Origin of the sequence: Vibrio atypicus (assembly GCF_009811315.1) — a bacterium.
Lineage (GTDB): Bacteria > Pseudomonadota > Gammaproteobacteria > Enterobacterales > Vibrionaceae > Vibrio > Vibrio atypicus.
Genome location: NZ_BLID01000007.1, coordinates 220964 through 234790, shown reverse-complemented (window position 1 = coordinate 234790; position 13827 = coordinate 220964). Strand labels below are relative to the sequence as shown.

Below are 13827 nucleotides of genomic sequence, written 5' to 3'. Positions count from 1 at the left end.
AAGTTGTTCCGACTTATATGACAAAACGGTGTAATAAAGAGGAGAAACCTGTCTTACTTAATGAGAAAACTGCCATAAAAAATTCATATTTCACGACCATATTCACACCTAATTTATTAATTACAAATCAACAACTTAACTAACATGTAAAATTTCACAAACAGCTTTTTTTTTGACCTCACCGAGAAAAAAAGTTTTATTACATCTAACTGTAATATTACTGAAATATTTCCCCTCTAACATCGCCCTCAGTTTCAACAACAGACCAAAACAAGACATTAACGGTCCACGGAGAAAAATTATGAACCAAGCTACTACTGCAGCAGCACCTATCTCGAGCACAGCTCGCTGGTTACGCTGGGCTAACTTGGCGTTCATGTTATACCTACTACTTCTAGCTGTATCTATGGTAGGTAGCGGTTTTAAATGGGCAACTGGCGATCAAGCAAAAGTACTTTTTGAATTTGCTTCTCACCCAGTAGCAGGTCTTATGATTGGCTTGGTAGCAACAGCACTGATTCAATCTTCTAGTACCGTAACTTCTATTATCGTGGGCCTAGTGGCTGGCGGTTTACCGGTAGAAACAGCAATCCCTATGGTTATGGGTGCTAATATCGGTACAACGGTAACAAATACTCTAGTTTCTTTAGGTCACGTTCGTTGTAAAGAAGAGTTCAAGCGTGCATTTGCAAGTGCAACCATTCACGATTTCTTTAACTTACTTGCAGTACTGATCTTCCTACCACTAGAGATGATGTTTGGTATCCTTGAAAAAGTCTCTCATTGGCTAGTATCACCTATGCTTGCAACAGGTGACATGAGCATGAAAGGTCTGAACTTCATCAAACCAATTACTAAACCAGTAGTTAGCGCTATTAAAGAGCCTCTAGCGACATTTGGTGACACAATTGGTGGTGTAATGCTTATCGTACTAGGTATCGCGACTATCTTCGTAGCTATCACTGTTATGGGTAAGCTAATGAAGAGCCTAATGGTTGGTCGTGCTCGTGAAATTCTAAAGAATGCAATTGGTCGTGGTCCTCTACACGGTATCGCTTCTGGCTCTATTGTTACTGTTCTTGTTCAGTCTTCTTCAACGACAACAAGCTTAATGGTTCCACTAGTTGGTTCAGGCGTTCTTAAAGTACGTGATGTTTACCCATTCACTTTGGGCGCTAACATTGGTACGTGTATTACAGCACTACTTGCAGCAACAGCAGTGTCTGGTGAGTTTGCAGTATTCGCACTACAAATTGCTCTGGTACACCTAGTATTCAACGTAATGTCTACCGTCTTTATTTTCGGCATTCCTTTCCTACGTGAATTACCAGTAAAAGCAGCTGATATGATTTCTGATATGGCTGTTAAAAATAAAGCGGTTGTCGCTGGTTACCTTATTGCGGTATTCCTTGTACTGCCAGGTTCTATCCTAGCGCTGACAGCTTAATACCGACACCATCGCTTATTTAAAAGCCCGCTACTTAGGTAGCGGGCTTTTTCGTATTTAGGTTAAGGAAACCAAAAGCGAGTAGAGACTCCCTGCTCGCTCCTTCGTCACTCTATGGAATGACTCAATATGGAATTGGTGATCTCATTCAAGATGAAGCCCGCTCCTTCGGACGCAAAAAAGCCGCCCTATCTAAGGCGGCTTTCTCAATCATAGTGTGTTATTACACCGAGAACGGATACTGAATTGGATCGTGGTGCTCGTAACCTTCTACCCAGAAATCATCTAGTGTCACCCAAGTTTCTAAATCTTCTAGGGACTTAATCTCTGGATTAATATGGAACGTTGGTGCATTTAGAGGTTCACGTTTCAGTTGAACATCACGCATCAACTCTAACTGATCTTCATAGATGTGAGCATTCACAATCTTATGGTATGCCTGACCCGCTTTTTTACCAGTGATCTGCGCCATAATCGCTAAGAACACGTAAACCTGAACCATGTTGAAGTTTAGGCCGAGAGGAACATCACATGAACGTTGAGTACTATTGAGGTACAGGGTATCACCTAATAGCGAGAAATGATGACTGTACATACATGGGCGTAAACATCCCATATGGAATTCACCCGGGTTGTAAAAATTCAGAATTTCACCACGGTCATCAACACCACGCGTTAAATCATCAACAATCTTACGTAGCTGATCGATATGACCGCCATCAGGTTTCGCCCAAGCACGGCCTTGTACACCGTACACACGCCCCATATCATCATCACCCTTACGGTAAGGATTATTTAGCCAAGCCTCATTTAAGTTAGCATTAGCATCCCAGGTTTTTGTGCCTAGCTTACGAAAATCATCCGCATTGTCATAACCACGGATATAACCCAGCAGCTCAGCAACCGCTGCTTTCCAAAAGCTTTTACGAGTTGTGACAAGTGGAAATTGGTTGTTGCCAACATCGTACGTCAGATCTGCATTAATAACCGTTAAGCAGCGCTTGCCTGTACGTTCGTTCTCAATCCACGTACCTTCATCAACGATTCGCTGACAGAGATCTAAATACTGTTTCACGCCAATTCCTTATTTCGTTTGTTGCGGTAATTCATCTTTGTAATAGCCGCGCTTGTATGCCCAAACCATCATTAGAGCACCAACGATCACCATAGGCAGAGATAGAATTTGTCCCATTGAGATAAACCCACCAAATAGGCCCAAGTGCGCATCAGGTTCACGAACGTATTCTACTAGGAAACGGAATGTTCCGTAACCCGCAAGGAATAGACCCGATACAGAACCTAACGGACGCGGCTTCTTGATAAACCAGTTCAGGATAAAGAATAGAACGATCCCTTCCAGAGCCATTTCATAAAGCTGAGATGGGTGACGTGGCAGCGGCCCACCATTAGGGAAGACAAATGCCCAAGGCACATCTGTCACTCGTCCCCATAATTCACTGTTCATGAAGTTGCCCAAACGACCCATACCTAAACCAAAAGGTACAAGCGGTGCAATGAAATCGGCCACACCAAAAAACGTTCGACCGTTTTTCTTGGCGTACCAGAACATCGCAGAGATCACGCCAAGTAACCCACCGTGGAACGACATTCCACCAGTCCACACTTTAAACAAGTAAAGTGGATCTTGAAGAAACAGGTCAAAGTTATAAAACAGTACATAGCCAACGCGGCCACCAATGACCACACCAAGGAAACCGGCAAACAGCAGATCCGATACTTGTTCACGCGTCCAGCCGCTGCCTGGTTTATCTGCGCGTCGATTAGCTAACCAAAGGGCAAAAGCAAAACCCACTAGGTACATTAGTCCATACCAGCGGATTGAAAGAGGTCCAATAGAAACCAGAACAGGGTCTATATTAGGAAATGAAAGGTATCCCTGAGACATAGGAGTATTACTCTTTAAATTTAGAAAATAATGAAGCGTATAGATGAGATTACGTTACAGCAACATAGTTCCGGCAACAAACATTAAAAACAGTGCAAAAATTTTTTTCAAGGTACTGGTTGGTAATCTTGTTGCCCATTTTGCACCGATACGGGTAGTTAACATCGAGGTACACGCAATACCAAACAACGCAGGCAAATAGACATAGCCAAGGCTGTAACTGGGCAACGATTCAACGTTATAACCATGGAGGATAAAGCCTGCAAGCCCTGATATCGCAATAAAGCTGCCACATACAGAAGATGACCCCACCGCTTTGCGCATTTCAATACCATGCCGATTAAGAAATGGAACCGATAAGGAACCACCACCAATACCAGCAAGGCTTGAGATCATACCAATGCCAGTACCAATAGCCATCGTTACGCCACTACCTGGCATTATCCTCTGATTTTTTCCCCGAATAGAAAACAGCATTTGAATCGCAAGGCAAAGCACGATAACGCCGAACACTTTAGGCAAATACTGCGATGGGATCCACTCCGCAACGTTAGCGCCAAGGAAACCACCAATAACCACACCGGGCATCAGCCACTTAACCACAAACATATCAACATTGCCTAGCTTAAAGTGGTTATAAGCTGAGGAACCAGAAGTCACAATGATCGATGCAAGTGATGTAGCCAAAGCAATCTGCATGCTAATCCCTGTATCAATGCCTGCCACCGGCAGCAGAAACATCAGCGCTGGAACAACAATTAACCCGCCGCCAATACCAAGCAAGCCAGCCATTATGCCGACAAAGCTCCCTAGCAAAAGCAGTAGCGCTATAAACTCTAAATTCACCATTATTTCTACCGCTTACCCGCTCGAATAAAGCCAGAGAAGCCTTTCTCTTCGAAGAAGTCTTGCATCATAGTATAAATGTTGTTGCCGTAAGGTTGTATCAAGGCTTTGTCAGCAAGTTGCTTGAGCTCTTCACTATTCGTGTGTCGCAGCAGATATTTCACTTTGGCTACGTTTGAAGTGTTCATACTCAAGCTACGATAACCTAAACCAACCATCAATAAGGCACCAATTGGATCGCCAGCCAACTCACCACAAATGCATACCGGAAGATTAAGTTGCTGGCACATTTGTTGAATATGATTGAGGGCCATGATCACTGATGGATGCATCGACTCATAGACATCAGAAACTCGCGCATTGTTGCGGTCGACAGCGAGCAAGTATTGAGTTAAATCGTTGGTGCCGATCGAGACAAAGTCGACTTTATCTGCAATCAACGGTAATAAATAGATCATCGATGGGACTTCAATCATGACGCCTATTTGCGGCATACGAATACGCTCATCGAGCTCGACCACTTCGTGATAAGCGCGTTCGATCAACTCTATCGCATCATCTAATTCCTGAGCCCCGGAAACCATCGGCAACAGAATACTTAAGTTCTGACTCTGCGCACTCGCTTTCATCATGGCACGAATTTGCATCAAAAAAATATCAGGATGATCTAAGGTAAAACGAATACCACGCCAACCTAAAAACGGGTTGTCTTCTTCGATTGGCAAATATGGAAGTGCTTTATCCCCACCGACATCCAAAGTACGCATGACTACCCGTTTCTCTGGGTAAGTATTAAGTACCGCTTGATACTGCTGAGTTTGCTCTTCTTCAGATGGGAAGCGGTGTTGCAGTAAAAACGATATTTCAGTTCGGTATAACCCGACACCATCAACACCTTGATTCACCGCGATATTAGCATCAGCACTTAAGCCTGCATTAAGCATAATCTCAATACGTTGATTATCACTCGTGCAAGCAGGCTCTAAGATACGTTGATTGACCATAGTGGACAATTCACGCTCTTCATTTGCCAATGCTTTGTAGGCACGCAGAAGCTGTCGACTTGGTGATATCAAGATCTTACCGCTGTACCCGTCAACCACACCACGTTTACCACTAATCGTATTGAGGTTAACGTTCGCGCCCATGACAGCAGGAATGCCTAATGCCCGAGAAAGAATAGCCGCATGTGAGTTGGCGGCGCCTTCAAGTGAAACCACCGCAAGTAACTTATCTTTAGGAATAGAAGCTAAAATCGTCGCAGTAAGCTCGCGCACAACTAAAATGACCGGCTTGTCCAAAGATGGCTGTTCTTTTTCAGTATTGTGGAGAAAGTAAAGCAGGCGCTGACCTAATTCACGGATATCTTGTGCTCTTTCACGCAAGTAGACATCCGACATACGAGCAAAGCGATTGGAATAACTCTCAACCACTTGTCTAAGCGCCCAGTCAGCACGATCACCCTTTTGAATCTGCGCTTTAAGATCTTTACGCAACATAGGATCGTTGAGTAAGTGAGTGAACAAGTCGAAGATAGCCAATGCATCTTTATTGATTTCGCTGTCGAGCTTCTTACGCATTCGACGAAAATCACTTAGCGCCGCTTCAATAGCTAAAAGCAGCAACTCTTGCTCACGCTCAATACTTAGGGTGGAGGCAGGATAAACCTCTGAGAGCTCAGGCTGAGTGTCGTCTAACCAGAACTCACCGATTGCAACCCCAGTAGAAGCAGGAACACCACGAACCGCCAGTTGTTTCTTTTCTAGACGCCATAAACCCTGAGTTTGTGCATGCGCGATTAGAACCGCTAACTGAGCAGCGAGCGTGACGAGAAATGACTCTTCGACTTCATCGAATTGACGAGGGGCTTTTTGCTGGACAACAAGAACACCAAGCACTTTCTTACGATAGATAATAGGTGTACCAAGAAAGCTCTGATACACCTCCTCACCTAGCTCTGAGAAATACTTAAAGCTAGGGTGCTTAGAAGCTTCAGCCACGTTTAGCGGCTCTGCACTACGTTTAACGAGGCCAACAAGACCTTCGTTAAAGCCAATGCGAATTTTATCGCCTTTAAAACGCAGCCCCTGAGTCGCCATCAACTCCAAGCGCTGCATCTCTTCATTAGCAAGATAGACAGTACAACATTCAGTGTTCATCGCACTGCATGTCTGCTTAACCAAGATATCCAAAGCCTGATGCACATCTTCGACTTTGGAAACCTGTTCAACTATTTCCCTTAGTTGAGAAAGCATGACTATCCTCTTTTATGTTTGCGCTTGCTCTTTACTCTACGCTCTTTAAATGGCATCGCCATGGATGCAAACTCTTTCATTGCTCGACGATAAACATCCCGCTTGAAAGAAACAACTTGTCGCACTGGATACCAATAGCTTACCCACCGCCAACCATCGAATTCAGGGGAACTACCGCGCAACATGTTGATCCTAGATTCATCACAATCCAATCGCAGTAGAAACCATTTCTGTTTTTGACCGATACAAACAGGCTTCGAATCCCAGCGGACAAGGCGTTTGGGTAACTTATATCTTAACCAATGACGACTTGTTGCTACGATCTTGACATCTTTTTTAGTAAGACCAACCTCTTCATACAACTCTCGATACATAGCTTGCTCGGGAGTTTCTCCTTCATCAATTCCACCTTGAGGAAATTGCCAAGAGTGTTGTCCGTATCGTTTCGCCCAGAAGACCTGACCATGGTTGTTACAGATTACAATACCTACATTTAAGCGGTAACCATCGCCATCTATCACTGGCCAACCTCAAATAAAATCTTTAATTACAGTGATTTTTCCACATATCCCCAACAGGAGCAAACTTACTAGTGTGACTAAGGCAGAAAATATCGAGTAAGCCGGTCTCTATGGATAAGTTTTAAACTAAAACGCCGTTATACACATCAGTATGAGACATAGACCACATTTATTCACCTTTTCTGTGTATAACTATGTGAAGAATTAAAGTTGAAGTGATCATTTATCAATCAAATGCTGACAAATTACACACTTAGATAATAACACCCACATAAAATAACAATACAAAACAACAAGTTAATTAAAGATGGTCGATTCTAACTTTAAACTACCCATGTCAATTTCACGCAAAATACAGATCGGTCAAAGATCCACCAAGTTAGCTTTTATCCACAACTCAAGTTTACAAATGCAATTTATGATAGATAGTGCAAGCAAAACATGCACCTAACACTACTGTTTATTCATACATACCCAGTAAATTATTACAATTGTGATCATTAAGCTGTGGATAACCTTATTAGCGACGATCTTTTACTCAATATGATCAAACTTACACCAATCACAAAAAACGCAGAAATCCGTTACAATACCCATTCACAAAAACCACGATTCAAATCTATGAAACCTGAACCAAAGTCAGAATCCGAACTACTTGAACGCGCTCGCGATATTGCAGGCCTATCTCTGACCGAGCTTGCTGATGAAGCAAATATAGAAGTTCCTCCCGACCTTCGAAGAGACAAAGGGTGGGTAGGTCAGTTACTGGAGTGGCATCTAGGTGCAACTGCTGGAAGTAAACCTCAACAAGATTTTGAATCGCTTGGCATCGAGTTAAAAACAATACCTATCAGTTACTTAGGCAAACCTCTTGAAACCACGTTTGTTTGTGTCGCACCTTTAATGGGCATTCATGGCCTTAGATGGGAAAACAGTCACGTTAGAAACAAGCTTTCTCGCGTACTTTGGGTACCTGTTGAAGGCGAGCGTGAGATCCCTCTCAAAGAGCGTCGCGTTGGATCACCTTTGATTTGGTCTCCTTCAACAGAAGAAGAGCAACAGCTTCAAACCGACTGGGAAGAGTTGATGGAGTTAATTGTCACTGGAAAGGTAGAACAGATTACCGCACGCCATGGAGAGGTTCTTCAGTTACGCCCAAAAGCAGCAAATAGCAGGGTATTGACTGATGCTTATGGAGCGAGCGGTAAAATGATCAAAACATTACCCAGAGGTTTCTATCTTCGAACTCAATTTACCGCCAAAATACTCGAGAACAATTTCATCTAATGAGTTGTGAGTGAGAGCTCAACATCTTGATATAGAGGCGTGCCATCATCAGGCCCAAACTCGTCATACGCATTATGTAAACGTAAATAGGCTCGCTCTACCCCGAGCCTATGAAGTTCTTCTTTCACCATATCTAAAGACTCAAAGTGAACCGGTTCTTCGTCAATTTTGATTGGCTCTAGTTTATGCTTATACTCAACCGCCAATAAATATTGAGAAAGATCTGAACAACCTATCACAAAAACCTTAGGTGGCTGATAGCTCTCTTTATGATGACCGTGTATCCATTTATCTAATTGTGATTTCTGCATAACTTCACCTCCGTCATTCAATATTAGTCAAACCTGCAAATTTTGCGAAATTGTTAACAACCTCCATTTCTCTCTTACTCTGATCCCCTATATTGGGATCATAAAAAAAATGAAAAGACAGGAAGGGCTATGCAATACAACAAGTTACCTCACTCGAATTTAGAAGTAAGCAAAATCTGCCTAGGTACAATGACCTTCGGCGAACAAAATTCGGAACAAGAAGCCTTCAATCAGTTGGATTATGCGTTAGAGCGCGGTGTGAATTTTATTGATACAGCAGAAATGTACCCTGTTCCACCTAAACCGCAAACACAAGGCTTAACAGAGCAATACATTGGCAATTGGCTAAAACAATCTGGTAAGCGAGAAAAAGTCGTTTTAGCCACTAAGGTTGCAGGTCCACGTAACATGCCTCATATAAGAGATAATATGAGCTTAGACCGTCGCAATATACATTTGGCAATTGATGATAGCTTGAAACGCTTACAAACAGATTATGTCGACCTCTATCAATTGCACTGGCCTCAACGTCTAAATAACAGCTTTGGACAACTCAATTACCCTTACCCAGATACCCAGGAAGAAGTGACTTTAATAGAGACTTTAGAAGCTTTAGCTGAACTAATAAAAGCAGGGAAAGTGCGCTATATTGGTGTCTCAAATGAAACTCCTTGGGGAGTAATGACACTACTACGGTTAGCCGAAAAACATGAGCTACCAAGAATCGTCTCCATACAGAACCCATACAACATGCTAAACCGAAGCTTTGAAGTTGGCTTATCAGAAATCAGTCACCATGAAGGCGTGCAGTTGCTCGCTTACTCTCCACTTGCATTTGGTTGTTTGAGTGGCAAATACCTTGATGGTGCTCGACCCCAAGGAGCTCGCTGTTCATTATTCGAACGTTTCGTTCGTTACTTTACTCCACAAGGCGTTCAGGCCACACAAGCGTATGTCAATCTAGCTCATGAACATGGTTTAGATCCCGCTCAAATGGCATTGGCCTTTGTTAACCAAAGACCGTTTGTCGCAGCCAATATTATTGGTGCGACAAACATGGATCAGCTTAAATCGAATATCGATAGTTTAGATGTCGTATTAGGTGATGAATTGCTTCAAGGGTTGCAAGAGATTGGGACGACTTACTCCAATCCTTGTCCATAAAGCCGCTATCGCAATAACGGCTGTCAATGATTAGGGCTGGCGAAGCAAACCAGCCCTTTTATTACGTAATTATTCGCGCACTTAAAACACGACGAAGATGACGAACTCGGCGCTCTGCTTTGACAGAATCTGGTTCATTATGGGCAATAGATCGACCATCTTGTTCCAAACCAATATCTCTTAGCAGGTGTGCATTGTTCCAAGGAATATCAAATGCACTGCGTCTAACTCGACGTTTCCATTCACGCTCTTCGCGGCGAAGGTCGGCTTTTACTAGTACTGTTGCAAGTTTTAAATAAACAGAATGACTCATTAGTTTTCTCCAGTTGAGTGAAAGCTGGGGAAAAGATCAACGAATCCATATAGGAGGATTAAGTTTTAATTCGCTGCTTTTCCGCAGCCAATTAAAATTAAATGGACACGGATCAATTACATTGCTGGTGTTGACGTACGATCACTGAAAGCGATTTGGGCGCTAATAGCTGCCTTTTCAAAGGCGGTAAGATCGCGAGACGCACAGTTCATTGAAATTACATTGATATGTTTCATGATGCGCCTCCTAGCTATGTATTAATCCAAAAAATATGTGTGGGGGTTGAGCTCTAGCTCATGGTCAAATTCTAACCATGTAATTTATAAATTCAACCGATTTATAACAAATAAAATAAAAACAACGTATTTGACTATAAATTCGCCTATCAACTGAAATGACATAAGATATTCAGTGTGGTTATATTTAATAATCAGAAGATAATATTGCTAATAACAAAAAAGCCACACTGAATCAGTGTGGCTTTTTTAACAATAAAACAATCAGTTATACCGCAACATCACTGATCAAATTATGTTTGTTCAACAAACGATACATAGTTGCACGAGAAACGCCCAACTCTTTTGCCGCCATTGAAACTTGACCTGAGTGCGATTCAAGTACTAACAGCAATGCATCGCGCTCGCTACGTTCACGTATGCTCTTCAAGCTGCGTTTGCCATCACTACGTTTTGGTAAATCAAGGTGCTGACCATCCAACATGACGGAATCAGACATTAGCACTATACGCTTGATCTGGTTCATCAACTCACGGACATTTCCAGGCCAGTGATAACGGGTTAAGTCTCTAGCAGCCTCTTCGGTAAAACTGCGCGCTTGTGCATTGTACTCTTTAGAGTATTCCTGCAAGAAGTGACGAGCCAGGATAGCGATATCACCAGCACGCTCTTTCAAACTAGGTACATTGATGCGTAGTACATTGATGTAGTGGTAAAGCTCTTCATTAAAATCACCATCAATAAGAGCTTTCTCAATATCTGCGGAGTTTGCAGCTAAGATACGAACGTCCACCTCATGACGACCATTCGCTGTATCTACAGTTCCCTCTTGTAAAAACCTCAATAGATTGATCTGCTGAGATTTAGGCAACGTTAGGATATCGTTGAGCAATATCGTTCCACCATTGGCCTTTTCTAAAATAGAAGGCTCAGCGGCATCTTCACGATTAATACCAAATAGATCGCTTTCAATGCGACGCTCTGACATCGCACGACAATTAACAGAGATAAACTCTTTGTTAGCTCGTGACGACGTTTTATGAACAGCACGTGCGACAGTCTCTTTACCTGTCCCACTTTCACCGTAAATAAGAATACTGACGTCCGTTGGACCAATACGTTTTATTTGATCACGAAGGCGCTTCATGGGAATAGAGTCACCGATCAACCCCATGTCACTGTTACTACCGTAATGAGGCCAAACTTTTTTCTCAAGTTTGAGCATGCCAAGTTGGTGTCCAATCGTACCCAGTAGCTGAGCATCCGGAATAGGCGCAGTAAAAAAGTCGATACAAAAGTTTACAATGAACTGGCAAATAGTATCGGAACTCAGCTGAGACTCGCGAATAAACGCTAACCAACGCACTTGCTTATGGTTACTTACTAAGTTTGCAATACCATTTAGACTAAACTCATCATGACTCAAATCGACAATACCAATGCATGGACCTGTTTCAGCAAATAGTGCATCTGCTTTGCGCAAATCGGCACACTGCGTACATCTCCAACCAACTTGTTCTAATACTGAAAGCCATGGTTCGTAGGTGCCTCCAACCACAATAAGAGACCCTGGAACGGAATCCATCCGGAACTGACTACCCATACGGCTTAATCCTTATTATTGATAACGTAAATGCTGTGCCACTAAAGGCACATTAGTAATAATGGTTACATTATAGAGACTCTGGCAGAGAATCTGTCTCAAATATAAGACTAGAGCTTGGTTCGTCTTTTTTCCACTCATACTGGGAGTAGTCTCAAAGATTGTTTACTCTAAAAGCGACATTCTGTCCGGTTGTTATATCGACTTCAAGACTGTAAACACCGCGCCTGCTTGTATTAAAAACAGCATTCTGATAATGAATCAACAAAACGCCAACAGTTGAACTCTGTAAGCTAATATCTGAATCTATCAAAAAACAAACCTAAAAAAAAAGCCACCCGAAGGTGGCTTTTATAATCAGACATTCCTGACAAATTACGCTTGTGGGCGCATTGCTGGGAATAGAATCACGTCACGGATCGTGTGCGTGTTAGTAAATAGCATCGCTAGACGGTCAATACCGATACCTTGACCCGCTGTTGGCGGTAGGCCGTGTTCTAGAGCAGTAATGTAGTCTGCATCGTAGTACATTGCTTCATCATCACCTGCATCTTTAGCATTAACTTGCGCTTTAAAACGCTCGTCTTGGTCTTGTGCATCGTTAAGCTCAGAGAAGCCATTTGCTACTTCACGGCCACCGATGAAGAACTCAAAACGGTCTGTGAAGAACGGGTTGTCATCGCTACGACGTGCTAGAGGAGAGATATCCGCTGGGTAGCCTGTGATGAACGTTGGTTGGATTAGCTGAGGTTCAGCTGTCTCACCAAAGATCTCTTCAAGAAGCTGACCACATGTCCAGAATGTTTCTACTTCTACGTGTACAGATTTAGCGATAGCAACCATCTTCTCACGATCTTGCAGATCCGCTTCTGTCAGCGCTTGAATTTCTGCATGCTCAGGGTTGTAGTGTTTGATAGCATCAAACATGCTCATGCGAGCGTACGTACCACCGAACTCTACAGTCTCATCACCGTAAGGCATAGACGTTGAACCTAGAACGTCCATCGCTACTGTGCTTAGCATCTCTTCAGTTAGATCCATCAGATCTTTGTAATCAGAGTACGCTTGGTAGAATTCCATCATTGTGAATTCTGGGTTGTGACGTGGAGAAAGACCTTCGTTACGGAAGTTACGGTTGATCTCGAATACACGGTCAAAGCCACCCACTACTAGACGCTTCAAGTAAAGCTCAGGTGCAACACGTAGGTACATGTCGATATCTAGCGCATTGTGGTGTGTGATGAATGGACGAGCCGTTGCACCACCAGGAATAACGTGCATCATTGGCGTTTCAACTTCTAGATAGCCTTTTGAGCTCATGAAGTTACGAATAGCCGATACAAGCTTAGAACGAATGATGAATGCTTCACGTGAATCTTGGTTCACGATTAGGTCAACGTAACGCTGACGGTAACGCATCTCTTGGTCAGTTAGACCATGGAACTTCTCTGGAAGTGGACGTAGCGCTTTAGTTAGCAGCTCGTACGATTCCATGTTCACGTAAAGATCGCCTTTACCTGACTTATGTAGAGCACCTTTAACACCGATGATGTCACCGATATCTAGGCCTTGGTACTTCTCTTTAAGCTCTTTTTGAACATCTTTTGCAGCGTATGCTTGGATGCGGCCAGATGTTTCTTGAATTGCTAGGAAAGGACCACGCTTAGCCATCACACGACCAGCGATTGCAACAACATGATTTAACTCTTCTAGCTCTTCTTTAGTCTTTTCACCGAATTCCGCTTGAAGATCGCCAGCTAGGTGCTCACGGCGGAAATCATTTGGGTGACCGTTTGCTTTGCAGCTCTTGCGGATATGATCCAGCTTGCTACGGCGCTCAGCAATCAGTTTATTCTCTTCTTGTGCGTTTTCGTTTTGAACAGCATCAGTCATTTTCGATGTATCCTGTTTTTCGTTATTAACGAGTATTTTTCGGTG

Annotated in this window: 12 protein-coding genes; 3 read left to right on the top strand and 9 right to left on the bottom strand. The window is 43.0% G+C overall.

Annotated elements, in window-relative coordinates:
* Positions 1–301 precede the first annotated feature (301 nt).
* Positions 302–1447: a Na/Pi symporter gene (locus tag GVO60_RS15940; RefSeq protein WP_159655770.1), complete on the top strand. Its 1146-nt coding sequence runs from the start codon at positions 302–304 to the stop codon at positions 1445–1447.
* Between the two features lie 223 nt (positions 1448–1670).
* On the opposite strand, the gene GVO60_RS15935 is transcribed toward GVO60_RS15940, so the two are convergent.
* From GVO60_RS15935 to rppH, 5 genes are read right to left on the bottom strand one after another with little or no spacing between them, the layout of a single operon-like run.
* Entirely contained in the window at positions 1671–2522 is an 852-nt protein-coding gene (locus tag GVO60_RS15935; protein ID WP_159655768.1) for a thymidylate synthase, read from the bottom strand.
* A gap of 9 nt (positions 2523–2531) precedes the next feature.
* Positions 2532–3353 carry a prolipoprotein diacylglyceryl transferase gene (gene lgt, locus GVO60_RS15930; protein WP_159655766.1) on the bottom strand — a complete coding sequence of 274 codons (822 nt, stop codon included), beginning with the start codon at positions 3351–3353 and terminating at the stop codon, positions 2532–2534.
* A 54-nt stretch (positions 3354–3407) separates the two neighbouring features.
* Entirely contained in the window at positions 3408–4202 is a 795-nt protein-coding gene (locus GVO60_RS15925; RefSeq protein ID WP_159655764.1) for a sulfite exporter TauE/SafE family protein, read from the bottom strand.
* A 5-nt stretch (positions 4203–4207) separates the two neighbouring features.
* Positions 4208–6454, bottom strand: a complete 2247-nt coding sequence (gene ptsP, locus GVO60_RS15920; RefSeq protein ID WP_159655762.1) for a phosphoenolpyruvate--protein phosphotransferase — start codon at positions 6452–6454, stop codon at positions 4208–4210.
* Between the two features lie 2 nt (positions 6455–6456).
* Positions 6457–6975 (bottom strand): RNA pyrophosphohydrolase, encoded by a 519-nt coding sequence (rppH, locus tag GVO60_RS15915; protein ID WP_159655760.1) that lies wholly within the window; start codon positions 6973–6975, stop codon positions 6457–6459.
* Between the two features lie 621 nt (positions 6976–7596).
* Between rppH and mutH the strand changes: the two genes are divergently transcribed.
* Entirely contained in the window at positions 7597–8262 is a 666-nt protein-coding gene (gene mutH, locus GVO60_RS15910) for a DNA mismatch repair endonuclease MutH (protein ID WP_159655758.1), read from the top strand.
* Here the strand turns inward: mutH and GVO60_RS15905 are convergent.
* Positions 8259–8573 carry a DUF6482 family protein gene (locus tag GVO60_RS15905; protein WP_159655756.1) on the bottom strand — a complete coding sequence of 105 codons (315 nt, stop codon included), beginning with the start codon at positions 8571–8573 and terminating at the stop codon, positions 8259–8261. The two genes, mutH and GVO60_RS15905, sit on opposite strands and share 4 nt — an antisense overlap.
* A gap of 129 nt (positions 8574–8702) precedes the next feature.
* Here GVO60_RS15905 and GVO60_RS15900 point away from each other — a divergent pair, with 129 nt between their 5' ends.
* Positions 8703–9737, top strand: a complete 1035-nt coding sequence (locus GVO60_RS15900; RefSeq protein ID WP_159655754.1) for an NADP(H)-dependent aldo-keto reductase — start codon at positions 8703–8705, stop codon at positions 9735–9737.
* 61 nt (positions 9738–9798) lie between these two features.
* On the opposite strand, the gene GVO60_RS15895 is transcribed toward GVO60_RS15900, so the two are convergent.
* The 3 genes from GVO60_RS15895 to lysS form a co-directional block, all read right to left on the bottom strand.
* A complete protein-coding gene (locus tag GVO60_RS15895; protein WP_159655752.1) occupies positions 9799–10050 on the bottom strand; it encodes a DUF1127 domain-containing protein in 252 nt (83 codons plus the stop codon).
* Between the two features lie 504 nt (positions 10051–10554).
* Positions 10555–11889: a cyclic-di-GMP-binding transcriptional regulator VpsR gene (vpsR, locus tag GVO60_RS15890; protein WP_159655750.1), complete on the bottom strand. Its 1335-nt coding sequence runs from the start codon at positions 11887–11889 to the stop codon at positions 10555–10557.
* A gap of 375 nt (positions 11890–12264) precedes the next feature.
* On the bottom strand, positions 12265–13782 hold the full coding sequence (lysS, locus tag GVO60_RS15885; RefSeq protein ID WP_159655748.1) for a lysine--tRNA ligase: 1518 nt from the start codon (positions 13780–13782) through the stop codon (positions 12265–12267).
* Between the last annotated feature and the right edge of the window lie 45 nt (positions 13783–13827).

What these genes read in the sequence shown, in the direction of transcription:
- GVO60_RS15940 (WP_159655770.1), top strand. Translation starts at nt 302, where the DNA reads ATGAACCAAGCTACTACTGCAGCAGCACCTATCTCGAGCACAGCTCGC.
- lgt (WP_159655766.1), bottom strand. Translation starts at nt 3,353, where the DNA reads ATGTCTCAGGGATACCTTTCATTTCCTAATATAGACCCTGTTCTGGTT.
- GVO60_RS15925 (WP_159655764.1), bottom strand. Translation starts at nt 4,202, where the DNA reads ATGGTGAATTTAGAGTTTATAGCGCTACTGCTTTTGCTAGGGAGCTTT.
- ptsP (WP_159655762.1), bottom strand. Translation starts at nt 6,454, where the DNA reads ATGCTTTCTCAACTAAGGGAAATAGTTGAACAGGTTTCCAAAGTCGAA.
- mutH (WP_159655758.1), top strand. Translation starts at nt 7,597, where the DNA reads ATGAAACCTGAACCAAAGTCAGAATCCGAACTACTTGAACGCGCTCGC.
- GVO60_RS15905 (WP_159655756.1), bottom strand. Translation starts at nt 8,573, where the DNA reads ATGCAGAAATCACAATTAGATAAATGGATACACGGTCATCATAAAGAG.
- GVO60_RS15900 (WP_159655754.1), top strand. Translation starts at nt 8,703, where the DNA reads ATGCAATACAACAAGTTACCTCACTCGAATTTAGAAGTAAGCAAAATC.
- GVO60_RS15895 (WP_159655752.1), bottom strand. Translation starts at nt 10,050, where the DNA reads ATGAGTCATTCTGTTTATTTAAAACTTGCAACAGTACTAGTAAAAGCC.
- vpsR (WP_159655750.1), bottom strand. Translation starts at nt 11,889, where the DNA reads ATGGGTAGTCAGTTCCGGATGGATTCCGTTCCAGGGTCTCTTATTGTG.
- lysS (WP_159655748.1), bottom strand. Translation starts at nt 13,782, where the DNA reads ATGACTGATGCTGTTCAAAACGAAAACGCACAAGAAGAGAATAAACTG.